The 25,884-nt window shown below is 39.5% G+C and carries 22 protein-coding genes and 2 tRNA genes; 15 read left to right on the forward strand and 9 right to left on the reverse strand.

Going from position 1 to position 25,884, the window contains the following annotated elements; genetic code table 11:
- From Q0X72_RS10380 to Q0X72_RS10390, 3 genes are all read left to right on the forward strand, one after another.
- Positions 1-609 (forward strand): gliding motility-associated C-terminal domain-containing protein (locus Q0X72_RS10380; protein WP_297764929.1); only part of this gene is annotated, 609 nt, incomplete at its 5' end.
- Positions 610-1,590: a type IX secretion system membrane protein PorP/SprF gene (locus tag Q0X72_RS10385; RefSeq protein ID WP_297764933.1), complete on the forward strand. Its 981-nt coding sequence runs from the start codon at positions 610-612 to the stop codon at positions 1,588-1,590. It abuts the gene before it with no gap.
- Entirely contained in the window at positions 1,478-3,535 is a 2,058-nt protein-coding gene (locus Q0X72_RS10390; protein WP_297764936.1) for an OmpA family protein, read from the forward strand. The genes Q0X72_RS10385 and Q0X72_RS10390 overlap by 113 nt, the downstream gene beginning before the upstream one ends.
- Here Q0X72_RS10390 and Q0X72_RS10395 read toward each other — a convergent pair.
- The 3 genes from Q0X72_RS10395 to Q0X72_RS10405 all read right to left on the reverse strand — a co-directional run bounded on the left by Q0X72_RS10395 (position 3,532) and on the right by Q0X72_RS10405 (position 6,964).
- Positions 3,532-4,785, reverse strand: coding sequence for an NRAMP family divalent metal transporter (locus tag Q0X72_RS10395; protein WP_297764939.1), 1,254 nt, complete (start codon positions 4,783-4,785; stop codon positions 3,532-3,534). The two genes, Q0X72_RS10390 and Q0X72_RS10395, sit on opposite strands and share 4 nt — an antisense overlap.
- A gap of 44 nt (positions 4,786-4,829) precedes the next feature.
- Entirely contained in the window at positions 4,830-5,465 is a 636-nt protein-coding gene (locus Q0X72_RS10400; RefSeq protein WP_297764942.1) for an ElyC/SanA/YdcF family protein, read from the reverse strand.
- Between the two features lie 155 nt (positions 5,466-5,620).
- Complete coding sequence (locus tag Q0X72_RS10405; RefSeq protein ID WP_297764944.1) at positions 5,621-6,964, reverse strand: OmpP1/FadL family transporter; 1,344 nt, start codon at positions 6,962-6,964, stop codon at positions 5,621-5,623.
- Positions 6,965-7,407: 443 nt separating this feature from the next.
- Here Q0X72_RS10405 and Q0X72_RS10410 point away from each other — a divergent pair, with 443 nt between their 5' ends.
- The gene (locus Q0X72_RS10410; protein WP_297764946.1) at positions 7,408-8,355 is read left to right on the forward strand and encodes a DUF1080 domain-containing protein; all 948 of its coding nucleotides are present in this window, start codon (positions 7,408-7,410) and stop codon (positions 8,353-8,355) included.
- A 108-nt stretch (positions 8,356-8,463) separates the two neighbouring features.
- A complete protein-coding gene (locus Q0X72_RS10415) occupies positions 8,464-8,853 on the forward strand; it encodes a hypothetical protein (RefSeq protein ID WP_297764948.1) in 390 nt (129 codons plus the stop codon).
- 100 nt (positions 8,854-8,953) lie between these two features.
- Here Q0X72_RS10415 and Q0X72_RS10420 read toward each other — a convergent pair whose 3' ends face one another.
- Positions 8,954-9,640 (reverse strand): hypothetical protein, encoded by a 687-nt coding sequence (locus Q0X72_RS10420; protein ID WP_297764950.1) that lies wholly within the window; start codon positions 9,638-9,640, stop codon positions 8,954-8,956.
- A gap of 322 nt (positions 9,641-9,962) precedes the next feature.
- Here Q0X72_RS10420 and Q0X72_RS10425 point away from each other — a divergent pair, with 322 nt between their 5' ends.
- Positions 9,963-10,859: a GNAT family N-acetyltransferase gene (locus Q0X72_RS10425; protein ID WP_297764953.1), complete on the forward strand. Its 897-nt coding sequence runs from the start codon at positions 9,963-9,965 to the stop codon at positions 10,857-10,859.
- A 1,269-nt stretch (positions 10,860-12,128) separates the two neighbouring features.
- Entirely contained in the window at positions 12,129-13,055 is a 927-nt protein-coding gene (locus tag Q0X72_RS10430) for an alkaline phosphatase (protein ID WP_297764955.1), read from the forward strand.
- A gap of 252 nt (positions 13,056-13,307) precedes the next feature.
- Here the strand turns inward: Q0X72_RS10430 and Q0X72_RS10435 are convergent, their stop codons facing one another.
- Positions 13,308-14,291, reverse strand: coding sequence for an NAD(P)/FAD-dependent oxidoreductase (locus tag Q0X72_RS10435; protein ID WP_297764956.1), 984 nt, complete (start codon positions 14,289-14,291; stop codon positions 13,308-13,310).
- A 239-nt stretch (positions 14,292-14,530) separates the two neighbouring features.
- On the opposite strand from Q0X72_RS10435, the gene Q0X72_RS10440 reads away from it, so the two are divergent.
- The 6 genes from Q0X72_RS10440 (at position 14,531) to Q0X72_RS10465 (ending at position 19,359) form a co-directional block, all read left to right on the forward strand.
- Positions 14,531-14,896, forward strand: coding sequence for a DUF2200 domain-containing protein (locus Q0X72_RS10440; RefSeq protein WP_297764959.1), 366 nt, complete (start codon positions 14,531-14,533; stop codon positions 14,894-14,896).
- A gap of 161 nt (positions 14,897-15,057) precedes the next feature.
- On the forward strand, positions 15,058-15,249 hold the full coding sequence (locus tag Q0X72_RS10445; RefSeq protein ID WP_297764962.1) for a cold-shock protein: 192 nt from the start codon (positions 15,058-15,060) through the stop codon (positions 15,247-15,249).
- 247 nt (positions 15,250-15,496) lie between these two features.
- Positions 15,497-16,474 (forward strand): NAD(P)-dependent alcohol dehydrogenase, encoded by a 978-nt coding sequence (locus tag Q0X72_RS10450; protein WP_297764964.1) that lies wholly within the window; start codon positions 15,497-15,499, stop codon positions 16,472-16,474.
- A gap of 80 nt (positions 16,475-16,554) precedes the next feature.
- Positions 16,555-17,118, forward strand: a complete 564-nt coding sequence (locus Q0X72_RS10455; RefSeq protein ID WP_297764967.1) for a hypothetical protein — start codon at positions 16,555-16,557, stop codon at positions 17,116-17,118.
- 130 nt (positions 17,119-17,248) lie between these two features.
- The gene (locus Q0X72_RS10460) at positions 17,249-18,052 is read left to right on the forward strand and encodes a DUF481 domain-containing protein (protein ID WP_297764968.1); all 804 of its coding nucleotides are present in this window, start codon (positions 17,249-17,251) and stop codon (positions 18,050-18,052) included.
- 707 nt (positions 18,053-18,759) lie between these two features.
- Complete coding sequence (locus Q0X72_RS10465; RefSeq protein ID WP_297764971.1) at positions 18,760-19,359, forward strand: hypothetical protein; 600 nt, start codon at positions 18,760-18,762, stop codon at positions 19,357-19,359.
- Positions 19,360-19,878: 519 nt separating this feature from the next.
- Here Q0X72_RS10465 and Q0X72_RS10470 read toward each other — a convergent pair.
- The 3 genes from Q0X72_RS10470 to mutS all read right to left on the reverse strand — a co-directional run bounded on the left by Q0X72_RS10470 (position 19,879) and on the right by mutS (position 22,866).
- Positions 19,879-19,962 (reverse strand) — tRNA-Leu (locus Q0X72_RS10470).
- Positions 19,963-20,098: 136 nt separating this feature from the next.
- Positions 20,099-20,171: transfer RNA gene (locus Q0X72_RS10475), tRNA-Gly, on the reverse strand.
- A 112-nt stretch (positions 20,172-20,283) separates the two neighbouring features.
- Positions 20,284-22,866 carry a DNA mismatch repair protein MutS gene (gene mutS, locus Q0X72_RS10480; RefSeq protein ID WP_297764973.1) on the reverse strand — a complete coding sequence of 861 codons (2,583 nt, stop codon included), beginning with the start codon at positions 22,864-22,866 and terminating at the stop codon, positions 20,284-20,286.
- A gap of 164 nt (positions 22,867-23,030) precedes the next feature.
- Between mutS and Q0X72_RS10485 the strand changes: the two genes are divergently transcribed.
- Positions 23,031-23,558, forward strand: a complete 528-nt coding sequence (locus Q0X72_RS10485; protein ID WP_297764976.1) for an RNA methyltransferase — start codon at positions 23,031-23,033, stop codon at positions 23,556-23,558.
- A 42-nt stretch (positions 23,559-23,600) separates the two neighbouring features.
- Here Q0X72_RS10485 and folK read toward each other — a convergent pair whose 3' ends face one another.
- On the reverse strand, positions 23,601-24,752 hold the full coding sequence (gene folK, locus Q0X72_RS10490) for a 2-amino-4-hydroxy-6-hydroxymethyldihydropteridine diphosphokinase (RefSeq protein WP_297764979.1): 1,152 nt from the start codon (positions 24,750-24,752) through the stop codon (positions 23,601-23,603).
- 226 nt (positions 24,753-24,978) lie between these two features.
- Here folK and Q0X72_RS10495 point away from each other — a divergent pair.
- On the forward strand, positions 24,979-25,884 hold a 906-nt coding region (locus Q0X72_RS10495; protein ID WP_297764982.1), incomplete at its 3' end, for an aminotransferase class V-fold PLP-dependent enzyme.

Below are 25,884 nucleotides of genomic sequence, written 5' to 3' on the forward strand. Positions count from 1 at the left end.
ATTGCGGGGCAACAAGTTATTTTTACTATTGATGTGAGTAATTTAACTACAGATAGGGTTATTGATATTGAAATTGAAGACATACTCGATGCTAATTTTACCTATGTTTCGCATACCGAATCTTTGGGAACATACGATCCTTTTAGTGGTCTATGGCAGATCGCTGAATTATTAGATAGTGAAAGTGCAACTCTTATTTTAATTGTCAGGATATCGGAAGATCTTACAGGTTTTGTCACATTGAGGAATACTGCTTCCTTGAACGCCTCTGTACCTCTAGACAACAATTCAGATAATAATGTATCCTTTGTAGATATTGAAGCCAGTCCGGAAATTCCGGATAATTGCGGTCTGGAGTTTAATCAATTTTCGCCAAATGGCGATGGGATTAATGATTTCCTTGTGGTGAATTGTATAGAATTGTTTCCTAATAATTTCTTAGAGATCTTTGACCGTTATGGCAATAGTGTCTTCTCTGCAACCAACTATGACAATACCTGGGATGGTGTTGGAAAGAATGGGAATTTACCAAAAGGCACATATTATTATATTTTGGGAGCCGAAGGAATTGATGAAGTTCGCACGGGATGGATCCAAATACTACGATAAATGATGATGGCTCACAAAAGGATAATTAGAGTTTATTTTATAGCCGGCCTGCTGCTGTGCACGGTTATGGGGTATTCTCAGTTAGAACCACAGTATACTCAATACATGTACAATATAGGGAGCTTTAACCCTGCATATGTTGGTTCAGTAGACAAAGCAGAGATTGCTGCCTTGTACCGGGCACAATGGATTGATATAGACGGTGCGCCACGTACTTTGAGATTTGGGGCAAATATTCCTTTGGGAAATGGTAAGAATGGTATTGGTTTTAATGTGGTTAGCGATCAATTCGGACCAACCAGCCAAACATATTTTGACGTGGCCTATTCCTTTCAGGTCAACCTATCTGCTGATACTTATTTATCTTTTGGGATTGATGCGGGAGGAGGTATCCTCGATATAGATTTTACAAAAGGGAATTTTCAAAATCCAAATGAACCCTTGCTTTCCAATACGGTTTTTAATAAATTTTATCCAACAGCAGGGGCGGGTATGTTTCTATATGGGCAAGATTGGTATCTTGGCGCTTCCGTACCTAATTTTTTAACGGGTTTAAACAAAGATGAAGAAGTTGAAGCATTTTTTAATGACCAGATACAAGTTAATTTTATTACCGGAGTGGTTTTTGAGATGGGTGATCAATTAAAATTTAAGCCTGCATTATTGGCTACTTATTTTGAAGGCTTACCATTTCGGTTAGATATATCTGCTAATTTCCTATTTAATGATGTCTTTACTCTAGGCGCGGGCTACCGAATAGATAATTCAGTAAGTGGTCTGGCAGGCTTTCAAATAGGCAATGGGATGTTCTTAGGATATTCTTATGATTATAATACCACCTCTTTAGGCCAATTTAACCAAGGTTCCCATGAGGTTATTCTTAAATTCTTCCTGGGCGGAGGAGGTAACAGAACCAAAACCACTAAAACAAAAAGTAGAAAGGGTCAACCAAAACAAATTGATAGTCCCAGGTTTTTTTAATGTAAATGATATGAGAGTGAAACACTTTATCCTTTTACTGTGCTTATTTGTCTCCGGAATTTCCCTGGGCCAGAAAGGACTGTCCAAAGGCGATGTCTTGTTCTTTGAATATCAGTATCAGGGAGCCATCCGAGAGTACCTGAAGGAAGCGAAGACAAAGCCCCTGAATACGCAACAATATTTAAATCTGGCAGAATCCTATCTGAAACTCAATAATTATGATAGGGCTACCAACACTTATTTAGAGGTCTATTCTAAAGATTCAGTTCTTTCGGGCTATCATCTTAATAAGATGCTACTGGCGATGAAGGTCACCAAGGGTATTGAAAGCACACGTGCTTTTCTAAGTACCAATCCTTCTGCCTTTACCCCGGAATTAGTGGAGAATGCCAATTTTAATTTTGAGCTGCGTAACACAGTTGATAATTCTTCTATAGCTCCGGCAGTTTTCAATGTAAATGACAATAGCTCCCAAGCTGATTTTGCACCATCTTTCTATCGCGATCAACTTTTATTTACCAGTGCCCGTAGCCTTGATGCTAAAGAGACCTATGAACCTTCAGGGGAATCCTACCTGGATATTTTTGTGGCGAGACTTAATGTAAAAGGAGATATTGTAACCACAAGACCCTTTAAGGGCATTCCTAATTTTGCATATCACCAGGGAACTCCCTATTATTCGGAAGCACTCGACGCTGTGTTTTATATACGTTCGAATGAAGAAAATGGCAACCTGATCTTTGATGAGAATGGGAAGAATTCATTGGCCGTTGGATCTACTGATCGCAGTGGCAATTTTCGTTTCCTGCTCAAAGATCTGAGTACTTCGTTCTATTATCCATTTTATGATGCCGATACTGGCAAACTCTATTTTGCCGCTAATTTTGAGGATAGTCTGGGAGGGACAGACATTTATTACGTCTATACCAACAATGGTCTTATTATGTCATCACCTATAAACCTGGGACCGCGAATCAATACTCCCGGGAACGAAATAGCTCCCTATATCTTTGAGGGAAGCATGTACTTTGCCTCCGATGTTTTTTATGGGCTTGGTGGGATGGATACCTACAAATCTGAGATCCTGGAAGATAATATTTACAGCATCCCTGTAAATCTGGGAAAAGGGTTGAATTCGGAGAAAGACGACTTTGGATTTATCATCAAAAACTACCAGGATAATAGCCTAATTGGGTATCTCTCGTCTAACCGCCCCGGTGGGAAGGGAAATGACGATATCTATGGCTTTATCATAAAAGATAAACCAGGGATCAAGACATTTACCCTAAATGGCAGTGTGTTAAACCTCACTACCAATGATCGAATTGCGCAGGCAGAAGTAAGGCTCCTTGATCAAGCTGGTAATCTCTTAAAACAAATGGTCACAAATGAAGATGGCACCTTCAGAATTGAAGTGCCATGGCAGGAGACCATCACAATTCAGGCAACCAAGGATCGTCATTCTATCTTTTCCGACACATATACCGGAGAAGCGCTGGAACAATTACAGAACATGGCCTTTAATATGGGCATTGCCAGAGTAGACGACCTGGTTGAAGAAACTGAAGGACAGACCGTACTAAAACTCAACAAATTCTATTTTGATAAAGGCCAAAGTAAGATCACCGAAACAATTGCTGCAGAACTGGAAAAGGTCGTAGATGCTGTGAGCAGGTTTCCTCAAATGCAATTGCGGATAGAATCGCATACGGATAGCAGAGGGGGTGGCGCCACTAATTTCAGGCTTTCTCAAAGCAGGGCCGATGCCATTAAAAACTATTTGGAAACCCATGGGGTATCAACCTCCAACATCTTGTATTCTATTGGGTATGGGGAAGATAAGTTATTGAATAACTGTACCAACGGTGTATTCTGTTTAGATACTTTCCATAAAAAGAATGAACGGCAGTTAATAGTGGTGCTCAACTATGATCTGCTTTTCTAGAACAAGATCATCCAGCAATAATAGAGCGCAAATAACGAGAGAAAGACAATGCCCGCATAGGTGAGGTATTGCAGCCCTTTTTTCGGATGAAAACTGGCCGGCAGATCTGTACTCATCACATTCTTTAGATTCATATACCCCACAATGGGCGCCATTACAAATGAAATAAAGGTAGCCAGAGCTACCAAAGTACCCATATTAGCTCCAAAGGCTGTTAAGACCACATAATTCACCACCGCGAGGCCTATGATGCCAATAGCAAAATACTTTTTCCCGGAGAAGTCCTTATGGACAGGCGTAAGGTGTTTTAAAATGTCAAGACTTACACGGGCAATGGCATCGTGGGCGGTCATACAGGTGCTGAACATGGTAGCAAAGGCCGAAACTGCAATAAAGATATAAGCCCATTTCCCAATATGAGTAGTGAACAATTGCACCACCTGGTCTGCAAATGTCACTGCATTACCGCTTAGCTCTGTTTGTGTGCCATATAGTGTCATCCAGCCGATGATCAAAAAGAAGATGGCCAACAGGGCCGTCATATAGTAGCCCGAATTAAATTCTTGCAATGCCTCGTTTAGGGGCAGCCTTCTTTTAGTTACTTTTTGTTTCTCCAGCGTCCATAGGCTTATCCAGCTACTGGCCTCCACAGCGGTGGGCATCCAGCCTACGAGGCCTATTAAAAATAAAATTCCTACTTCATTAAAAATAGGTGTAGGTACAAAATTAGGAACGGGGTCTACCTGCCCTTTATAGAGTACTAATATGGTGGTGACTAACAAGGCAATGAACAATATAGAAACCACAAATTTTAAGGAGAGTTCCAGGAATCTATAACGCCCAATGATCAGCACTGCTGAGATAAACATAAAAAGCCCAAGTGCCACGGTACTCACAGAGATATCAGTTACTTTAAAGAGGTTTATAAAGAGTCCGGCTGTAACTACATACAAGGCTGCCAATATAGTAAAAGTAGTTACTAAGGTAATAACAGTATATAGCCAGAGATACCCTTTTCCCCGGTTTCGGTAGCCTTCAATAAGGGAGGTGTTGGTCACCGTGGTATAACGGATCCCAAACTCAAAAAACGGGTACTTTAAAATATTTGCCAGGATAATTGGGATCACCATCACCCATCCGTATTGGGCTCCGGCCTTGGTAGAGAGCACTAAATGAGAGGTGCCAATAGCCATGCTGGCAAAGAGCAAGCCGGGTCCTAAATTCTTTACTAAGGTTTTTATGCTTGGCATATACGAATTGCTGCTCTAAAGTAGAATATTTTGTGCAATTCTGTTTAGGGGATGGCAATTTTATCCCCATTGGATAGGGGTTGGGTATTAAGTAAAAGGTCTATAAAAACCTTTACTCGTGCAAAGTATTCGCGTATCTGTACTTTTAAACCCTGGGAGCCCTCAATATCTTTGGCATTATACCCAATGGCATACAGGCCTTTCTTTTGGGCCAGGAAAATAGCCCGCTCATTCTGAAATTTTTGTGAGATGACCGTTACGCTGTCCAGACCAAAAACTTCTTTAGCCCGTACCATGGAATCCAGGGTACGCAGGCCAGATGGATCCAGAATAATTTTGTCTTCCGGGATACCTCCGGAAATAAGGTCTTTTTTAAAAGTGTCTGGCTCATTATAATATTTGGTAGCATTATCCCCGCTCACCAACACCATATCTATCTTTCCCGCCTTATAGAGAGCAATAGTGGCAGCTATACGGTTAGTGTAGTAAGGATTGTTTCCTCCCTGTATAAGTCGGCTCGAAGTCCCCAACACAATACCAACTCTGTTTTTATGCAGTTGTTGTACACTATAAAAGGTCTTTCCTTTAGCGCCTTTGTCTATAATGGCATCACAGATAAGCAGGGTGGCAAGCGGAAGGATTACACATAGTAATAACAGAGCGCGAAGTCGCTTTTTCATATTGAGTTAGGTTGCCCTAAAGGTAATGAAATGGACCATAGTAGACATATCGTTTTCTTAATCTACTAAGTTTTCTATGTACTATCCCAAAAAGCGATACCGTTTTTGCGGTATCGCTTTCTCTGGCTATTAAAAGTCAATATTGAGTCAGTTGCTTACTTGCCAAAGGTATAACTGGCCCCTACCATGATCATGGAGGTCGTCATTTCATAGGAGACTTCGCTTCCGGGGATTGCTCCGTAAGGGTTGCCGCTAGTAATGAACTGAGGATTCAATATGGGTCCGGAAGTGGGGTCTCCACTCGATCCATAATGGAAAACAGCATCTAAAGATAGCTTGTCACTTGCTTCATAGCTCAACCCGAACTGGAATGCATCTTTAATTATTGCAGTTGCCGGAATATTAAAAAATGTTATTTCTTCCGGAATAGGGTTTGAACTATAGGTATAACCAAAACGCAGGGGTAGTTTGTTAATTCCTTTGTATTGAAGTCCTGCCGATAAGATTGATATATTTTCCCAACCAAATCCGGCTACAGATGCTGTTTGAGTCCATCCAGTTTCAGAAAAACCTTCTGTGTTTTCATAATCTACTCTTCTAAAATCAAGAGCTAAATCAACATCCCCCGTTGAGTATCCAAAACCAAGAGAGAAAATAGCCGGATAATCCATTTGAAAATTGTTTGTAGCAGTACTATTATCTAAATAAGTGTTTTCAAATTCAAATTCTCCAAATTTTTGAGCTGTTTTATAAGATGCTCCTAGTTTTAATCCGAGTCCGCTATCATAGAATAATCCGAACTGGGCTCCAAAACCAATGGCTGAAGCTTTATCTGTGGTTGGATATCCTGCCATTGTTGGGCTTGCTGTAGGATTAGGTGCTAATTCTAAAGCCGCATAGTCAATATTTGGTTGCACGCCAATAGAAAATTTATCAGATATTTCATATGCATAAGACAAACCTACTTGTAACAACATATAATCAGATTCTATACGGCCAAATCCCATAGCTGCTTGTGGATAGTTAATAGGATTTGAACTTACCATCGGATTGAAACTTCCACTTAACGGGTTATTTGCTTCTTCAGGAAATGTAACACCAAACCCACTGATACCAAATGCTGAAGCACCAAAAGTATGTTTGCTACCTTCTTTTCCCCAAACCATTGCCAATGCAGGCAAAGGAGATACACCTCTATCATCTGGTGTTGAACCACTAACTGAAGGAGCTCCAGGCCCAAGCATACCAGCCGGTAAAGAAGAAGACAATTCGGGTGAAGAAAAGAACAAACCTATATCAAACTTTAAGATCTTATCATCAAAGGTTGATATTGCTGCCGGATTCCATTGTAGTGCCCCTGAAATATCAAGGGGTTGTCCGGTGGCCGCCCCACCCATAGACATGTTTACAGAACCAACCCCTTGCATAATGTGCCCTGCCTGTGAAAAGGCAGCCGTAGCAAAGAGTGAAAAGGCGAAAGTAACCAGATAGTTTTTCATTGAAATGTTCATTAGGCAACCCTTTCATACCATAAGGAACTCTTCCTTGAGTACCCGGGTTGCGGTTGTTTAGAATAGGATAAAGGTAGTGGCAAGAAATACTTAAAATACTGATGAAAGTCATTGTTTGCGGTGTGTGTAACTTAGGTTACATAAGTCTTAATATATTGATAATGAAATTATTAGAAAGTTTTACAAAACATCAAAGCAGACAGGAATGTGGTTGTTTACATATGAGTAGATGCCTTCATGTTCTAACAGTTCTATTTAGGTGATTACGTCCTGGATTTTACTGTACTTCTATGAGTTTAGATATTACCTTACGGAGCAATAACTATATATTTTATACAAGCGCACTCAAATTAACTAACTGCAATTGCTTGCTTACAAGAGTATGTATTTATTTTCTATATTTATCGATAGATCAAAAAAGTATCTATTATATGAAAACCTTCTACCGTCTTTTGCAAAAAATAGTATTTATTTCATTCCTTTTTGGCTCCATTACAATAACCGCTCAGGATCCTCCTGAAGTAATCGGCCACTGGGACCTGGAAGTGCAGGATGGAGACAAATGGCTTTCCGCCTGGCTGGAGGTCAAGCAATCTGGCAGTAAGGCCCTGGTAGGTCATTTTGTTGGTGTTTCAGGTAGCGCCAGGCCTATTTCTGAAGTGCATCTTAAAGAAAACGTGTTTAACTTCAGCATTCCGCCACAATGGGATGGAACGCATTATTTACATCTTACCGGAACAGTGAACGAAGGTGCAATGGAAGGCAATCTTATTGATCCATTTGGCAAACCCCACGTGTTTAGAGGAGCAAGGGCACCAGAGTTGCTTACACCAGAACCTGCAAAATGGTCCAAACCACGAGCACTTTTAAAAGAAAATGCCATTGATGGGTGGACAACACCACCCGGTAGTATGGCAAATCAATGGTTTGTAAAAGATGGTGTTCTAACAAATCCTTCTTCCGGAGCCAACCTTATGACCGAAGAAGAGTTTATGGATTTTAAACTTCATATTGAATTCCGTTATCCGGAACATTCAAATTCTGGTATCTACCTTCGTGGGCGCTATGAGGTTCAGGTAGAGGACAGCTATGGTAAAAAACCTTCCTCCATATACCTGGGTGGCGTATATGGTTTTTTAACACCCAATGAAAATGCAGCAAAGAAGGCAGGAGAATGGCAAAGCTATGATATAACGTTGGTGGGCCGCCGGGTTACTATTGTTGCCAACGGGGAGACCATTATATACCGGCAGATCATCCCTGGGATCACGGGTGGCGCACTGAATAGTAAGGAAGGTACTCCGGGACCAATATTGCTACAAGGAGATCACGGTCCGGTGGAATATCGGAATATTACCATAGCAACGCCGGAGAAATAGTTCGTTCCTGTTATTTAGTGTATCATTTATGGAAATTCGATAACCTTAGACCCGGTGGTGGTTTCGCCTTGAGTTTAAAAGCAAAATAACATGCTAAATAGATTGAATATGAAAAAGCAATATGTCCTTGCCTTACTGATCTCTATGTGTATAACGATTATAAGTGCACAGGAGGCAGATATGGCGACTTCTTCTCCGAATCCGTTGATAGGGGAGTGGACCATCGATTTACGACCCACCCCGGAGTCAGAAGGCTATTACCAGAAATTTGTAGTTACAGCCATTGAAGGGAATACTTTTACGGGTACCTTTTATGGCAGCCCTATTGAAAATGGGCTAATCAACCAGAATTGGGACAAATTATATGTTGCCTTTACGACCAGTGATGCCAGTAACGACTACTACCATTCGGGCTACCTGGAGAACGGCAGCTTAAAGGGCATCAGTTATTGCCCAAACCGGGCCTTTACAGCACCCTGGACGGGGGTTAAACAGTAGATGATCCCTAACCCTTTGTCTTTGAAAAAAACCCCGAATATCAATTGATATCGGGGATTTTTGCATGTTATTTAGGTGCCCAATTTAATGGGATTCTATTTTATTTGGATATTGTTTTTGGCAGATGGATCCCTTGCTTTAAGATATAAATTCCCATAAGCAGCAACCATAGTACTTTTACATGGAAAACAGGTTTGTAAATTTCGTAGTGTTCCGGTATCCCCATCACAATGCCCATAGCGGCCAACCCTAAAAGGGCGGTAAACCAGCCTAGCCACACATTGATGATCTTCCATTTTACCAAACCAAGACCGAGTAATACCAAACCAACCCCGGAAAATACGCGTCCAAAGCGCACAAAACAGGTAACATATTGGTTTGTGTACAGAATATCGTTCATAAATACATCAATTTCTGCAGCCGACATTCCTGCTGTTTGGCCTACTCCCCAGGCACCAAAGTTATAATAGAATGCTGATGCAATAGCGAGGGTCATGGTTCCGGCAATGACCATTCCGGCACCGGGGACAATGACCACACGGTATGGTTTTTCAAAAGTGATCGCCATAAGGGCGAAAATTGCAATGGCCATGATAACCCATCCAAAAATATGGATGCGGAACATCCAGATCCAAGTCCAGACTTGTTCTCCAATAGGAGCAAAATCTGAAGCCACTATGTATTCGCCAATATGATGTGGTGATAAGGCCCAACCACCCCATAAGAAAAGGGCAGCTATCAGAAAGGCCCATCCTGTAAATTTTGTTTCAAAGTCTTTTTTCATCATTAGGTTGCTAAAATTAGTAGTGTATATTTTTCTTAAGGACGATAATATAGCTTGAAAATGCAGGGGTAAGCGTAACATTTGTTACACAAGGGCTATTGCCCGAGACTTCTTCTGGCGGATGCCTGGTATTTAGGCTGAATAATTTTAATATAATGAAGGTCGAAATATAGACACATTGCCCATTTTAGATCATGGATAAAGATCCCAAATAGGTATTCATATCTGGTAAAGGTCTTGGGATAAACACTATTTTAGTATGTATATTACTAGTTATGCATAATTAGAGGAAGGTTTAGAGAATTAGGCTAAAAATTAAAAATTGATGGAGCTTATAAAACTCAATAATATTACTTATGGATTTGCTAGAAATTTTAAACATGACCAAGAAATAAGAGCAAGTTTTAATAAATTGACAGAAGCTACATTTGGATTCAATTTCGAAAAATGGTATCTAAATGGTTACTGGGGTGACAATTATATCCCGAATTCATTATTGCACAATAATAAAGTGATATCTAATGTTTCAGTTAGTAAAATTGAGTTTATTATCGAAAATGAGAAAAAGTTGGGTATTCAAATTGGTACTGTTATGACGGACAAAGAATACCGACATCGAGGACTTAGCAAGTTCATTATGGAACAAGTAATAAACGAATGGAAAGAACAGTCTGATTTTATATATCTTTTTGCAAACAACAGTGTTCTTGATTTCTATCCAAAGTTTAATTTCCAAATTGTAGATCAATACCAATACTCAAAACCCCTAAACATTCCTAATACTTTATCATCATTAAGAAAGCTTAAAATGGATGATAAATATGATAAGGAATTATTGATAAAAAGTATAAACGAATCAAATCCAATATCAAAAATATCAATGCGAAACAATACATCTTTAGTTATGTTTTATTGTCTGTCATTTAAGAAAAACAGTATTTACTACCTGAGAGAACTCAATGCTGCAATTATTGCAGAAATTGAAGGTGACACGTTATACTTGAATGATGTATTTTCAAAAGAACGGGTTAAACTAGACGATGTAATTCAATTAATGACTGATAAAACTACTAAAAAAGTAATATTGGGATTTACCCCATTGGATGAAGCCGATTACCAAAAGAGTTTGTTAAAAAAAGAAGATACTCTATTTGTAATTAAGGACAAATTAGATTATTTCAAAAACAATCAAAGCATGTTCCCAGTTTTATCTCATGCCTAAAAAAGACTCGAATAAATTAAAGAAACAACTATGCATAACAATGGCTATAAGTAATGGCGCCGTTCTCGCCTACTTCTGATACCGATAGCTATCGGGACTCGTGGATTTTCAGTTTGGTGTATACTTATAAAAGTTAGTGCTTTCCCGATAGCTATCGGGACACGCAACTACTCATAGCTGAAACCGTTATATAAAATGCGATGTGACTGAATTAATAACCAATAGAAGACGACTTATTTCGATTATATTGACTTGGTTGATATTCATTGGAATCGACTTTTTGTTTCATGCCTCATTATTCTCATCTTTTTGGAAAGAAGATATTACTGCATTAAAAGCTCTCAACGATTTAGCAGTATTAATTCCAGCTGGATATTTGAGCTTCTTACTTTTAACTTCGTTAGTTGGTTACATTTTCTTTATGGTTTTTACGACTAAACCACCAATAAAGAAGGTGTTACAATTTGGCTTTGTTTTCGCCTTATTGTTTGCTTTAAGTAATTTTTTTGGTCTTTTTTCCTATGTGAATCTTCCATTAAAACAATTAGTGGTTTTTAATTTTGTGTATTTAATTGAAATAATTGTTGTTGCTTTTAGTTTGTACTTAATCGCGTTTTCTGAAAATATGAAAAAGTCAGTTCTTTACTCCATTTTAATTTTTCTAGGCCTTATAATAATTGGAGTCCTAATTCAGAACATTATATCATTTACTTGAATTCAAATCTTACCGCACATTTTATAACTACGTGGATAGTTAATTTTGCGGAAACTCTAGCTAGAAATTTTTTGTTACTTTCAAACTATTAACCTATACCATGCCAAGGCGTGACAGGTTGAAACTTGAGATCGGTTGTCTTCAGTAATTTGCCTGGTTAAAATTGTCCCGTTAAGACAAACTTGATCCAACCAAAACGAAACCATACACGAACACGTTGTAATTAATTAAAATACTATATGTCATTGAATAAAGTTCAGATTGCCGGAATCATATTACTTTTAGTGGGACTATTTATTTCCATTATTTATGAGAATATCGATTTTGGAATGATACCAGCAATATTGATTGGACTTGGTGCTGGACTTACCGTATATAAGAAAAGAAAAAAAGAATAACTAATTACAACAACGGCTATAACCTGCCTGCCTGCCTGCCAAAAGGTAGGCAAGCGTGACAAAATCATATACAGGACAGTTAACGATAATTTATACAAAAGGAACTATAAAAATAACTATAGTCTTTTGCTCTTTTTTAGTTAATTTATCTCAATTATGAAAAATTGGATAAAAACAAGCCTTCTCTCCACGCTGGCACTATTGGTGCTTCTGGTAGTTTCACTCTATGTATTCAATATAAATGTTTCAATACCCTCATCAGATATTGAATTTTCTCCCGGGCAAGCCATAAATAAGATATTACCGGAATCTTTGGATGAAAAACCGAAAAATATTATTGTTTTCATAGCAGATGGAATGGGTTTTGGGCATTTATCTTTGGCCTTGCTTACGCAGCAATCAGAAAATACGACTTCGGTCTGGCAAGAGTTTGATATAAAAGGATGGCACGATTCAAGATCTTCTTATGGCCCACTTACTGACTCCGAAGCTTCTGCAACTGCTATGGCTACCGGAACATCAACTTCTTTTGGTTATATTGGCCTTGATCAAGACGGTAACACCCTAAAAAATGTATTTGAAGTAGCCTCAGATCAGCAATATGTCACAGCAATTGTAACGGACTCCTACATTTGGGATGGAACTCCCGCTGCTTTTGTGGCACATACTAAAACGGAAGATGACGCAAAGGAGATACTGACACAAATAGCTTCGAGCGAACTGGATCTTTTATTTGGAGAACTTGAGGATCTTGGGGAAGATGATGTTCCTGAGAAGGAAGAGACCCTTAAGATCTTAACTAAGCGATTTCAACTGCTGGATAAATCCTTGGAACTTCCAAAGCAAGATTCCATTCTTAAACCAATCGCGGCAATTTTTGACGAAGATGAAATACAGGATTTGAATTCTACTCCTAACCTTCCACAACTTACGGAGGTGGCCTTAGAATATCTGTCTTTTCAAAAGAAACCCTTTGTATTACTTGTGGAATGTGAAGAAATGGATGCCGCGTCTCATAATAATGATTCGGCGGTGGACTTAATGCAGTTGCTGATTTCGGAGATTATCCAAAACTACAGATAAGATGGGCAACGAAAGACCATACGGCCGCTGTTGTACCTCTTTTTGCTCAAGGTCCTGGCGCCCAAAATTTTGCAGATATCCATCGGAATGCGGAAATTGGAATTCTACTAAAAAAGTTTATCTCGCTAGATGACGGATCTGAATAAACAATCGCTAACAAGGAATATAAATTACAACTTTATTACGAAACATATAAAAAACCTGTTAGCAACTATTATGACCACCAATCGGTCTTCAATTTTCAAAAGATCATCAGGAAATATTTGAAGTTTTTTTTAGTGTAAAAAAGTTTATCATACGCCATAAAAAAAGCATTATTCCCATAGCGACAGGATCACTTTTCTTGTGTATTGAATGCAAATTGAATTCGCTTTTATTTACAATGGATTCTGCAGCACGCATTGCACTCTCAACGGCAGGACCTATACCTTCTCCCAAGTCTGTTGTTGCCAAACCAGCTGCATCACCAATAATGAAAGCATTATCTAACCTACAATGGTCTACACGATCTCTTATGTGATACACATAACCTTTGGGTTTAAATTCATAGTTTGTAACGATGCCAAGGGAATTAAGTTTTTTAACAAGCAGATCCCAATGTTCTTTTATAGTCACTTTTTCACCTTTGAAAAGTGCCCCAACACCTATATTCAAGTAGCCATCATTTTTTGAAACACACCATGAATAGCCCTGAATATTATGTTCATAAAACCAACACCGGCAAGCTTTATCTTTATAATCATATTTTATCTCTTCCTCCAAACAACAGACTTCATAATTCTTATTTCTCGGGTGTACTTTTTTGAACAACGAATTATATACTGGGCAATGTGATCCCCCGGCTCCTACAAGATATTTACATTTAAATAAATCATCTATAATATAAAACCCGTCTTGCTTTATGATCTTCTGAACTTTATGATGATATACATCAACACCAGATCGTTTTAAAAGCCAGTCATCAAATTCATAACGTCTGATAGAATAGGATTTTGATTTCAGTTTTTTATCAATACCAAAGAAGTTTACATAATTGTCATTAATTTGGATGTTGGGATAATCACTTAATTCAAGCTGATCAATGACCTTAGGAGTTATCCATCCAGCGCATAATTTTGTTCTTGGAAATTTTTTAGAATCAAGAAGTATGCAGTCCTTATGGCTCTGTTTTAATTTCCAGGCACAGGTAGAGCCTGCCGGGCCTCCTCCAATAATAATAACTTCTGAGAATTTCATTTTATCATTTTGTAGCCTTATAAAGATAATTGGATAATCCTTACATACAGAATTATCTTTTTTAAATACCTTTATAAATATGACTAAAACAATAAAACAATTAGGTTAAAAAACAATTTTCAAAAACGGCTATAACCGGCCCGCATTGCAAAGTTTCGTACGAAGGACAGGCAGGCAGGAATCATAACCATGTCCTTTGATGGTAATGAAGATCAACTAAGAAATAAATTGACAAGAAAATGAAAACAACTCCCGAACATGATGAACGGATTGCAAAAATGATATTCGGTTCAGTCTATCCCCACTATATTACAAAAGTCGAAAAGAAAGGCAGAACAAAGGAAGAATTATATCAGGTCATTGAATGGCTGACTGGCTTTGATCAAAACAAAATACAAGAACTCGTTAATGAAAAAGTAACCTTTGAAACATTCTTTCACAAGGCAGCGTTAAATCCTAATGCTCATCTCATCAAAGGCGTAATATGCGGCTATAGAATCGAGGAAATTGAAAATCCATTAACGAAACAAGTTAGGTATTTGGACAAATTAGTAGATGAATTAGCAAAAGGCCGAAAAATGGATAAGATATTGCGAAATGAGTAATCTGATAGAATAAGACAATGCAATCAACATTGAATATAGTTAATTACACCCCAGGCGTGTCATTCCGAGCATAGCGAACAACGCAAGCAAATCATAGTCAAGTCGGTTGGGCACAATCAGAATAAAACCCTACATTCGCATTGTAATTAAATTTCTTAATCATGGGTAACGGAACAGTAAAGTTTTTCAATAATTCTAAAGGATATGGATTCATCACTCCAGAAGAAGGTGACAAAGATGTATTTGTACATGTTAACGGACTAATTGATGAAATCAGAGAAGGGGATAAAGTAAGTTACGATGTAGAAGAAGGTCCAAAAGGATTGAACGCAGTAAATGTCAAGGTAGTTTAATAGATTCCTTTTTAACGTATTTTTATTTAAAAAGCCTGTCACTATTGATAGGCTTTTTTTATTTGTGATATTCATTTAAAAAATCTGTGATTAACAACGGTTATGATTTATTTTTATGTAAGCTAACCTATATAATTTATTCTATTTTTAATAAAACTAGTACTGGCTAAAATATAAAACAACAAGGGCTTGATGTAACTCAAAACGGAATCATAGCCAGGAGACCGTTAGTGGCACATTGGTTAATATGAAAGCATATACTATTAAAAACTACGGAGAACCTGAAAAAGTTCTCAGGCTTATAGAAGTTGAACAACCTAGACCTAAAAATACCGAGGTTCTGGTAAAAGTATGTGCAACAACGATCAATGACTACGATTGGTGCATTACCACAGGAAAGCCTTTTGCTTATCGCCTGATCTTTGGGGTATTTAGTCCCAAGAAAAAATTGAGTATTCCAGGAATGGAGGTAGCAGGAATTGTGGAACAGGTCGGAAATGATGCTACAAAGTTTAAAGCCGGTGATGCCGTATACGGTGACATCTCAGAATTCGGATTTGGCAGCTTTGCTGAGTTTCTTTGCATAGATGAGAAAGCACTTACTCTAAAGCCAGATAGCATGAGTTTTGAAGAGGCAACTAGTATTCCACACGCAGCAATGCTTGCTCTACAAGGTCTGCGGGATGTGGGACAGATCAAAGATCGCCAGAAGATCTTGATCAATGGCGGTGGCGGCGGTGTTGGTTCAATTGGAATTCAAATAGCAAAACTTTACAACGCAGATGTTACAGGGGTTGATACGGGTGAAAAATTAAAAGCGATGAAAACTCAAGGGTTCGACAATGTAATTGACTATAAGAAAGAAGATTTTACTAAGAGTGATCAACAATATGATCTAATCCTTGATTGTAAGACCACTAGATCGCTCTGGAAATTTTTAAAGGTTCTTAAACCGGAAGGAAAATACGTTTCTATAGGTGGTAGGTCTGGCAAGCTGTTGCAAATGCTTTATATGAGTCCGATACTAAAGTTATGTAGCAAGAAACGTGTTCACATGGTCATGTTAAAAACGAATAATGACTTGGACTACATTAATCAGCTATATAAGGACAACAAGATGAATTGTGTTATTGACGGTCCTTATTCTTTTGATAAAATACCCTGGGCGATTAAACGATTTGGAGATGCATTGCACAATGGTAAAATTGTAATTTCAGTAAACTAAATGTGTCACTATATTAGCTATAATTCATCATGCCAAAGGCGAGATGACATCCTATACAAAACCGTTAATTGTAATCTGAAATGAACATTACCAATAAAATTATAATTGTAGTGTTGATAGGTTTTTTGTCCTCTTGTTCAACTTTGAAAGACCCTGTTAATAATAACTATAGGATTGAATTGAATTCAGAAAATTTATCCATCCTAAACGGAATCTACAAAAGATCGTCAATTAGTGATACTATTAATAAAAAACATCATTGTCCTAATAATTTATTCCATAGCTTATTTCTCAGACCTGGAACATTTTTGTGGAATAATAATAGTGGAAAGGATTTTGTGGAAATAAAAGTAATTGATAAAAAAAGAATTAAAGTGACCCTTACCATTAACGATAAAATTGTAAAGGAAAATACTTTAAAAGGTAAAATAGTTAAAAATACATTTGAATTTAATAGACGTAGTTTTATATTTCCTCTTGTATTTATGAATTTTTACGAGGACCGTAAAACAAGAATTGGTTCACTTCAAAATGGAAATTTAAGTATCGACACTGCTACTGAGTCTGTGGGAAATTTTTTTATTTTTCCTTGGTCAGGCGGAGCTTATTATGGTGACAATTTAGAATTTGAAAAAGTAAAATAAAACAGCAATTAACACTGTAAATATTTTATTTCTTGATCTATCCTACTTACGAAAATCCGCAAACAACTTAATGGCGCTACCAAACCATAATTTGTAATATATTTGCATGCTTTTTTCAATAGCATAAATTATGAGATATTATTTATTGTTCTATTTAATATTAGGTGTGATCTCATCGAACAAATCTTACGGCCAGGTACTTCATTCTGAGAATTTCAATGTAATTTTGGATTCTTCCAAAGTTATCAAAGGCTCATTTGTCCCTAGCTTTCGATACAGAAACGTGAAACAAAAATTTTTCGAGATAGAGAATACTGCTGATATTTCGTTCCGGGTTAAAAGACATGCATTTACCATTGCGAATAAACTGGAATATTCCCGTTTTGGAGATGAGGATATCCTCTCTGGAGGCTTCGTATACTTTGAACATCGAAATCCAACCGAACGAGAAAAACTTGTAATTGAATCGTATGGACTTATCCTCTGGCAAGAAATTCGTGGTTTAGGTATAAAATACAGTTTGGGTGCCAATGTTAGGTATCGAATTATTTACAAACCAAGAGAAGGTTTATTTGTTGGTCTGGGCCCCTCTTACGAATTTGAGCGGTGGACGTATTCGGGCACTGTAGACACCACATTGATACCAGCCGATCCAAAACCCATTGAGGTGACAAAGCTCCGTGCCAACATCTATTTGAGTTATAAAAGAAAGCTGTATAACCAATTCACGCTGGATTTGAGCGGCTATTTTCAGCCCTCATTGGGTGATCCTTTCGGGAATTATCGTCTGGCAAGTAGTTCTGAGATCACTTATTTAATTACAAAGAATATAGGTTTGTCACTACTTTATCAAAACACGTACGACCCAAGACCTGTAGTTCCTATAGATGTATTCTTCCACGATGTTATGTTGGGCCTAAATCTATCATTCTAATTGAAAAAGCCCCTTTCACTCCCCCAAACAATTCGAAACATTTATGAAGAAATTCAAAATTGCATTTCCTAGAGTCGGGAACTACTCGTCTTAGCAGACTTCGTGAGTCCCGCTCAAACATCTTGAACAAAAAAAAGCCTGCATTTCATGCGGCTATTGCTCGGAAAAAGCAGTTGAAAAATTGAGGAAGGAATTACTGTTAGCTTGGATTTTAAATCCGCGACATCCAGGTCGTGTTCTTCTCCATACAGAAAGGCGAATAGAAGTTTAAGTTTGATGGTTTTTAAACTACATCCGTCCGGTATATAAAACCCCTGACCGCCAGGTCCGGAGATTTTTATTTTTCAAACCTATACATTCTTGATTTTATAGAATATCTTACCCGGGAAAATGTCAGTGCACTTCTAATAAGAAGCATGGGACATTATTTGGGGGCTTTTGGAAAGTATTTACTGCTATTGGTACAGATTCAGGGATTATTTCCAATTAGATTCTCTATTTTTTCATTGACAACTTGACAACTTGACAACTTGACAACTTGACAACTTGACAACTGACAGTGAGACTATTTTAAGCATTATGTAAAGCTTTATTTTTTTCATTGGCGTTGTCATTACACTTTCTTTAATCAGAAAGGATATCGCTTTCCTATTTTCTTTTTTTTGCAATAGGGTAGTCCACTTTAACCAATTAATCGATAACCAATCATGAAAACAATTTTTAAACTGGTCTTGATGGCCGTGCTTGTTCTGACCTATTCCTGTGACAAGGAAACAGCAGGCGACCCTGCTGACGAATTAACTGCCGTAGAACTAAAAGGGGGTAAAGATGTTGAACGCCCTATTTCCATTACCCTTGCAGGTGCTGATGATCCGGATGGAGGATTGGCCACTTACACGGGAAAAATGAAGCATCTTGGTAAAATTTATGGAACTGTTGCACCAAGCAACTTTATACCAGATGCTGATATTCCAGGGGTGTTTAATCTAAGCACAATTGGACAATGTGGTGATCTACAAATCCCAGAGTTATTAGATGTAATACCAGAGTTATTAGATGTAATAAATGCTGCTAATGGGGATCAAATATTTTCCAGAGGAGAATTTACATTTGTATTTGTTTCAGATACTAGTGCCACCTATTCGGGAACTATATATTTCTGTGGTGGAACGGGAAGGTTTGAAGGAGCTTCAGGATTCATGGAAATTGCAGATGGAGTATACAATATTACGGGTCCAAGTAAGTTTGATCCTGAAGTATTTGTTGGAGAATTCTCGCACACTGGTAATGGGATGATTACGTATTAACAATCTAATTATACTATTAACAAACCAGCGCATTGCGCTGGTTTTTTTCTATCCATGCTCCATATGGGATTTTTGGCAGTTCCCCAGAAAGTCTTGAAATAGAAAAATTGAAGCCTTTGGCCTTCTTTTTTGTTTTATTGGCCTTTGATCAAGCCCTTGGCAGAGCCTATAGGAAACAAAAAAGTCAGAGTAACTGCTCTGACTTTTCATCTTATCCGTACTCGAGGCTTGGAATAACCTCCTTCGTCGGTTTGTCCTGTTGCGTCATTTTGAACAAGGAAAAGCCTGCATTTCATGCCATTTTCCTCCAGAAGGACATTCTGAATTGAGATTTCACTAAGTATAGCGGGGAATTACTCGTCTTGTCAGACTTCGTGAGTCCCGCTCAAACATCTTGAACAAGAAAAAGCCTGCATTTCATGTAGCTTTTTTGTTTCAGCCGCTTTCGCTCAAGCAAGCTTGGCTCAGCTTCCTGAAACAAAAAAACCAGCGCATAGCGCTGGCTTTTTCTTGCATTTGTACTCGAGGCGGGACTTGAACCCGCACGGCCTAATGGCCATTGGATTTTAAGTCCAACGTGTCTACCAATTCCACCACTCGAGCAAACTTTCAATCTCGATGATTAACAAACACTTTACAAAGATAACGTGTCTACCTCCCGATAGCTATCGGGACCACCACTCGAGCCTCCCAAAAAGACAAACTCAACAAAGAAATGCTGTAAATAGTATTTCTCCAGAGCGAAAAACGGGATTCGAACCCGCGACCTCCACCTTGGCAAGGTGGCGCTCTACCAACTGAGCTATTTTCGCATTTTAAAGAACATAACATCTCTTTCAGATGCGGACGCAAATTTAATACAATTCTATAAAAACCAAAGAACTTTCAGGGAAAAAGAAAGATAGGTATGCCACTGGAAGAACCCTATGATGTGGCCTTCTTATTCTTGGTGAGCAATCGCTTAATTTCATTGAGTTTCATCAATGCCTCCACCGGCGTAAGGGTATTGATATCCAGGGTTAGGATCTCTTCCTTGATCTCCTCTAACAAAGGATCATCTAAATGAAAGAAGCTGAGCTGCATCTCCGAAGCTACAGATTGTAGTTTGCCTGTGAGCTCTTCACTGGAGTGACTTTTCTCTAATTTCTTCAACACCTTGTTGGCTCTGTTCAATACCTGTTGCGGCATCCCTGCCATTTTAGCCACATGGATCCCAAAACTATGGGCACTGCCGCCAGGGGTAAGCTTGCGTAAGAATAAAACCTTGTTCTGTAATTCCTTCACAGAAACATTGTAGTTCTTGATGCGTTCAAAGGTAGTGGCCATCTCATTGAGCTCATGGTAATGCGTGGCAAAAAGTGTTTTGGCCCTGCTGGGATGTTCATGTACATATTCGGAAATGGCCCAGGCAATGGAAATACCATCATAGGTGCTGGTGCCGCGCCCAATTTCGTCTAACAAGACCAAACTGCGTTCTGAAAGGTTATTTAAAATAGACGCGGTCTCGTTCATCTCCACCATAAAGGTAGACTCGCCCATGGAAATATTATCACTGGCGCCCACCCTTGTAAAGATCTTGTCTACCAATCCAATCTGGGCCGCCTCGGCAGGCACAAAACTCCCTATCTGTGCCAGGAGAACAATAAGGGCGGTTTGCCTTAAAATAGCCGATTTACCGCTCATGTTGGGCCCGGTGATCATGATAATTTGTTGCGCATCCCTGTTAAGGATCAGATCATTGGGAATATAGGTCTCCCCTGGAGGTAACTGCTTTTCTATGACCGGATGCCGGCCGTTAGTGATGATAAGTTCTGTAGAATCGTTCATGGCCGGGGCCACATAATTGTTCTCTTTGGCCAACTGAGCAAACCCACATAAACAATCCAGGGCCGCTATTCCCTGAGCCGTTTCCTGTACCGGTGAAATATAGGCCTGCATCCAAAGGATAAGCTGGGCAAAAAGCTGCTGTTCCAAATCTGCAATACGTTCTTCAGCCCCCAGTATCTTAGCCTCGTATTCCTTGAGTTCTTCGGTGATATACCGCTCTGCATTCACAAGGGTTTGTTTGCGGATCCATTCTTCAGGTACCTTGTCCTTATGCGTGTTCCGAACCTCAATATAGTAACCAAAGACATTGTTGGAAGCGATCTTCAAGGAGGTAATACCGGTGCGTTCTGTTTCACGTTCCAGCATCTGGTTTAAATAATCCTTTCCTGTGGTTGCCAGGCTTCGTAATTCATCTAACTCAGCAGAAAAGCCTGGAGCAATGGTGGCCCCTTTTTGCATATTAACAGGAGCCTCTTCACTTAGAACTTCCTTGATCCGACTCCGCAATACCTCGCAATCATCTAAGCCTTTTCCCAACCTAACCACGGCTTCCACTTCTGTGTTGGAAACCAATTGTTTGATGGGTACTACAGCCTCCATGGAGTTCTTTAGTTGTACCGCTTCTCTGGGGTTGATCTTCCCGGTAGCTACTTTAGCGATAAGACGTTCCAGATCCCCCATTTTCTTCATACTTCCTTGCAGGGAATAGAGCAGCTTTTCTTCTTTTAAAAAGTGGGTAATAGCCTGGTGTCTGCCACGTATCTTTTCCAGATTTTTCAAAGGAAATGCCAGCCAGCGTTTTAGTAAACGGCCGCCCATAGGGGAAAGCGTCTTGTCTATGACTTGTAGTAAAGTCACAGCTTCCGGGTGAGGGGAGTGGTAGAGCTCTAAGTTACGGATGGTAAAACGGTCCATCCAGACGTGGTCATCATTCCCAATCCGCACCAGTTTGTTGATATGCTGCAACCTTTTGTGTTCGGTTTCCGAGAGGTAATGCAGTACCGCCCCTGCGGCAATGATGCCCTGTGGTAAACCAGCTACACCAAAGCCTTTAAGAGACGCTGATTTAAAATGTGAACGTAAAGATTCATTGGCATAGTCTTCCTGATAGATCCAATCTTCCAGATAGAATATATGATACCTTGTGCCAAAGGTTTCGGTAAAATCGGTTTTGTGTTTTTTGGAGACCAGTACCTCATTGGGGCCAAAGTGTTGCAAAAGTGTATCTATTTCTTCCGCACTCCCTTCAGAAGTTAGGAATTCTCCTGTAGAGATATCTACCAATGAGATCCCATAGGTGTTAGGCCCAAAATGGAGGGCACATAGAAAATTATTGCTTTTGGAGTTAAGGATATCATCATTAAGCGCTACCCCGGGTGTTACGAGTTCTGTGACGCCTCTTTTTACAATGGTCTTGGTTAGTTTGGGGTCTTCTAATTGGTCACATATGGCCACCCGTTGCCCGGCTTTTACCAGCTTGGGGAGATAAGTGTTTAAAGAATGGTGAGGAAAGCCTGCCAGTTCAGTGCGGTCTCCGCCATTATTGCGTTGGGTGAGAATGATCCCCAGGATCCTGGAGGCTTTTACAGCATCTTCTCCAAAGGTCTCATAGAAATCACCCACTCGGAAAAGCAATAGCGCATCAGGATATTTGGTCTTGATGGTGTTGAACTGCTTCATCAAAGGGGTTACCTTCTTCTGTTTTTTCGATTGAGACACGTAAAATTCTGGTGTTAGGTTTATCTTTGCCCTGGAGAACGAATGTACTATTTTACCCAGGGATTACACATAGTTGTTGATATTTTCGGATAACTTCAATAACCCAAAGATCAAAGGACGAACAGATGCGGAAATTACAAAATAAGGAGTTGAACAGATTGGATGTAGACGAGTTTAAGGAGGCTCAGAAAACCCCGCTGGTACTGGTGTTAGAGAACATCCGAAGTTTGCATAATATTGGTTCTGTCTTCCGCACTGCAGATGCCTTTCTGCTCGAAAAGATCTATCTCTGTGGCATTACCGCCACCCCGCCTCATAAGGACATTCGCAAGACAGCCCTTGGGGCTACAGAAAGTGTGGCCTGGGAATACCGGAAAGATTCGCTTGCCCTGTTGCAGGAACTAAAAAAGGACTATCACTGTATGGCTGTGGAACAGGCAGTTGGGGCCACTCAGTTACATACATTTTTTCCCTCTTCAAAAAAGCCATATGTCTTTGTCTTTGGAAATGAGGTAAAAGGCGTTTCTCAGGAAGTGGTAAGCCAATGCCACGGTGTTTTGGAGATCCCCCAATTAGGCACCAAACATTCTCTTAATATTGCCGTTAGTGCAGGGGTGGTAGTATGGGATTTTTGGAGTAAGATCTCCTCCTAAAAACCGCTGTAAGGAAGGGAATCTTCCTATGTTCTCCATTTTTTAGCTTGTACTCTGAAGGAGAGTCGTAAAGCGTAATATTTCGTCCAGCACATGGTCGTAGTCTGTGGGGTCATATACAAAGTCGCGCTCACTCACATCCAATATCAGGGTCTTTTGTTCCGGGAAACTTTTAATGTAGTCAAAATACCCCCGGTTGATCTTTTCCAGATAGTCTGGTTGTATCTCCTGTTCATAAGCGCGTCCACGCTTTTTTATATTATCTAGAAGTCTGTCTGTTGTTTGGTAGAGGTATAGATAGAGGTTGGGTTTGCGCACCTCGCGGTACATTAGGGTAAAGACTTTGCGATAGAGCAAATACTCATCTGGTTGAAGGGTGATCTTTGCGAAGATGAGGCTCTTGTACACATCATAATCACTTACCATAAAATTCTTGAACAGGTCGAATTGGGAAGTGTCTTCCGTAAACTGTTGGTAGCGGTCTGCCATAAAAGACATCTCTAAGGGAAAGGCATACCTGTTCTGGTCTTCGTAGAATTTGGGCAAGAAGGGGTTGTCCGCAAAGCGTTCCAGTACCAGCTTGGCCTTAAAATCTTCAGAGATCTTATGCGCCAGGGTGGTCTTTCCGGCTCCTATATTTCCTTCAATGGCCACGAAATGGAGACTGGTAAACAGTCCATGCCAATTCTTGTAAAGCTTTACAGTGGTCTTCCGGAGTTTAGCACTATCCTTGCATTCCTGCAGAAGGTTACGACTGTCCTTTTTTAGTACAGGGTGGTATAATTGCGGAGCGATATCTGCCAATGGTCGTAATACAAAACGCCTTTTTTGAATCTCCGGATGTGGGAGTTCCAGAGAATCGGTTTTCTGGATAAGAGTATCATAGTAAAGTATGTCTATATCGAGCGTGCGTGGTTTGTAACCTGCTTCAGGAGTACGGATACGTCCCAGGGAGGTTTCGATCTTTAATACGGTTTCCAAAAGTTCTTGGGGAGAAAGTGAGGTCTCCAATTCTACGCAAAGATTCAGGAAATCATCTGCCTCAAAGCCCCAGGAGGGCGACTCATAGACCGGCGATACCTTCTTAATCGTACCTGCTCTTTCCTGCAGAAGAAAGAGTGCCTTTTGCAGGTAGTAGACCCGGTTTTCCAGGTTACTGCCAAGGGATAGAAAGGTGGTATGAATTGCGGCCATAGCTTTGGCAAATTAAAGAAAAAGAAATGGTTCTGGCGTTCCGGTTCAGCCATAGCCCGTTAATTTTATTTACGGTCAGGGATTTATATGTTGTACCATTATATTCATTAAATTGGGTAGGTAACCACAAGCCAATACTACCAATGATCAAATTTTTCCTAAAGATCTACCATCATCTCAAGTTAAAAAGTAGAACCAGAAAGCATTTTTAAATTCCTTTGTAACTATGAAACTAGATCTAAACTTTGTGCGTGCACAATTCCCGGCTTTTTCGGAATCCACCCTGCAGGGCTGGGCTTTTTTTGAAAATGCAGGTGGCTCTTATCCCTGTAAACAATTTATAGATCGGTTAACCGACTTCTATATGAAAAACAAAGTGCAGCCCTATTATCCATACCCGGCTTCCGCCCATGCAGGAGAATTAATGGACAATGCTTATAAGAAAATGGCGGACTACCTCAATGTGGACCCCTCTGAAATTCATTTTGGGCCTTCCACCACCCAAAATGTGTATGTACTGGCCAATGCCATGCGTCCTATGTGGAATGAAGGAGATGAGATCATCGTTTCTTGTCAGGATCATGAAGCCAATGCCGGAGCATGGAGAAGATTAGGAGATCGCGGGATCGAGATCATTGAGTGGCATGTGGATACCACCACTGGAATTTTGAGTTTGGATACCCTGAAAGACCTGTTTTCCGAACGTACAAAGATGGTAGCCTTTCCGCATTGTTCCAATGTTATTGGTGATGTAAATCCTGTAAAGGAGATCAGTAAATTGGCCCATTCTTATGGAGCCCTATGTGTGGTTGATGGGGTAGGGTATGCGCCTCATGGTTTCCCGGATCTTAGGGAATTAGGAGCAGATATCTACCTTTTTTCCATGTACAAGACCTTTGGGCCTCATTTGGGTTTAATGTATGTGCAAAAAGACCTGATCCTAAAGATGGAGAATCAATCACATTTTTTTAAGGAAGGTATTACCCGCAGCATGTTAACCCCAGCAGGGCCAGATCATGCACAGATAGCTTCTGCTAGTGGCGTTATAGATTACTTCGATGCGTTGTATAAACATCATTTTAAGGAGGATGTAATGCCTGCAGAAAGAAATAAGGCAATAAACAGCCTGATT

This window comes from uncultured Muriicola sp. (assembly GCF_947258935.1).
GTDB lineage: Bacteria > Bacteroidota > Bacteroidia > Flavobacteriales > Flavobacteriaceae > Muriicola.

What these genes read in the sequence shown, in the direction of transcription:
- Q0X72_RS10450 (WP_297764964.1), top strand. Translation starts at nt 15,497, where the DNA reads ATGAAAGCATATACTATTAAAAACTACGGAGAACCTGAAAAAGTTCTC.
- Q0X72_RS10455 (WP_297764967.1), top strand. Translation starts at nt 16,555, where the DNA reads ATGAACATTACCAATAAAATTATAATTGTAGTGTTGATAGGTTTTTTG.
- Q0X72_RS10415 (WP_297764948.1), top strand. Translation starts at nt 8,464, where the DNA reads ATGAAAAAGCAATATGTCCTTGCCTTACTGATCTCTATGTGTATAACG.
- Q0X72_RS10465 (WP_297764971.1), top strand. Translation starts at nt 18,760, where the DNA reads ATGAAAACAATTTTTAAACTGGTCTTGATGGCCGTGCTTGTTCTGACC.
- Q0X72_RS10410 (WP_297764946.1), top strand. Translation starts at nt 7,408, where the DNA reads ATGAAAACCTTCTACCGTCTTTTGCAAAAAATAGTATTTATTTCATTC.
- Q0X72_RS10405 (WP_297764944.1), bottom strand. Translation starts at nt 6,964, where the DNA reads ATGAAAAACTATCTGGTTACTTTCGCCTTTTCACTCTTTGCTACGGCT.
- Q0X72_RS10440 (WP_297764959.1), top strand. Translation starts at nt 14,531, where the DNA reads ATGAAAACAACTCCCGAACATGATGAACGGATTGCAAAAATGATATTC.
- mutS (WP_297764973.1), bottom strand. Translation starts at nt 22,866, where the DNA reads ATGAAGCAGTTCAACACCATCAAGACCAAATATCCTGATGCGCTATTG.
- Q0X72_RS10430 (WP_297764955.1), top strand. Translation starts at nt 12,129, where the DNA reads ATGAAAAATTGGATAAAAACAAGCCTTCTCTCCACGCTGGCACTATTG.
- Q0X72_RS10420 (WP_297764950.1), bottom strand. Translation starts at nt 9,640, where the DNA reads ATGATGAAAAAAGACTTTGAAACAAAATTTACAGGATGGGCCTTTCTG.
- Q0X72_RS10460 (WP_297764968.1), top strand. Translation starts at nt 17,249, where the DNA reads ATGAGATATTATTTATTGTTCTATTTAATATTAGGTGTGATCTCATCG.
- Q0X72_RS10435 (WP_297764956.1), bottom strand. Translation starts at nt 14,291, where the DNA reads ATGAAATTCTCAGAAGTTATTATTATTGGAGGAGGCCCGGCAGGCTCT.
- Q0X72_RS10400 (WP_297764942.1), bottom strand. Translation starts at nt 5,465, where the DNA reads ATGAAAAAGCGACTTCGCGCTCTGTTATTACTATGTGTAATCCTTCCG.
- Q0X72_RS10485 (WP_297764976.1), top strand. Translation starts at nt 23,031, where the DNA reads ATGCGGAAATTACAAAATAAGGAGTTGAACAGATTGGATGTAGACGAG.
- folK (WP_297764979.1), bottom strand. Translation starts at nt 24,752, where the DNA reads ATGGCCGCAATTCATACCACCTTTCTATCCCTTGGCAGTAACCTGGAA.
- Q0X72_RS10390 (WP_297764936.1), top strand. Translation starts at nt 1,478, where the DNA reads ATGAGGTTATTCTTAAATTCTTCCTGGGCGGAGGAGGTAACAGAACCA.
- Q0X72_RS10445 (WP_297764962.1), top strand. Translation starts at nt 15,058, where the DNA reads ATGGGTAACGGAACAGTAAAGTTTTTCAATAATTCTAAAGGATATGGA.
- Q0X72_RS10395 (WP_297764939.1), bottom strand. Translation starts at nt 4,785, where the DNA reads ATGCCAAGCATAAAAACCTTAGTAAAGAATTTAGGACCCGGCTTGCTC.
- Q0X72_RS10385 (WP_297764933.1), top strand. Translation starts at nt 610, where the DNA reads ATGATGATGGCTCACAAAAGGATAATTAGAGTTTATTTTATAGCCGGC.
- Q0X72_RS10425 (WP_297764953.1), top strand. Translation starts at nt 9,963, where the DNA reads ATGGAGCTTATAAAACTCAATAATATTACTTATGGATTTGCTAGAAAT.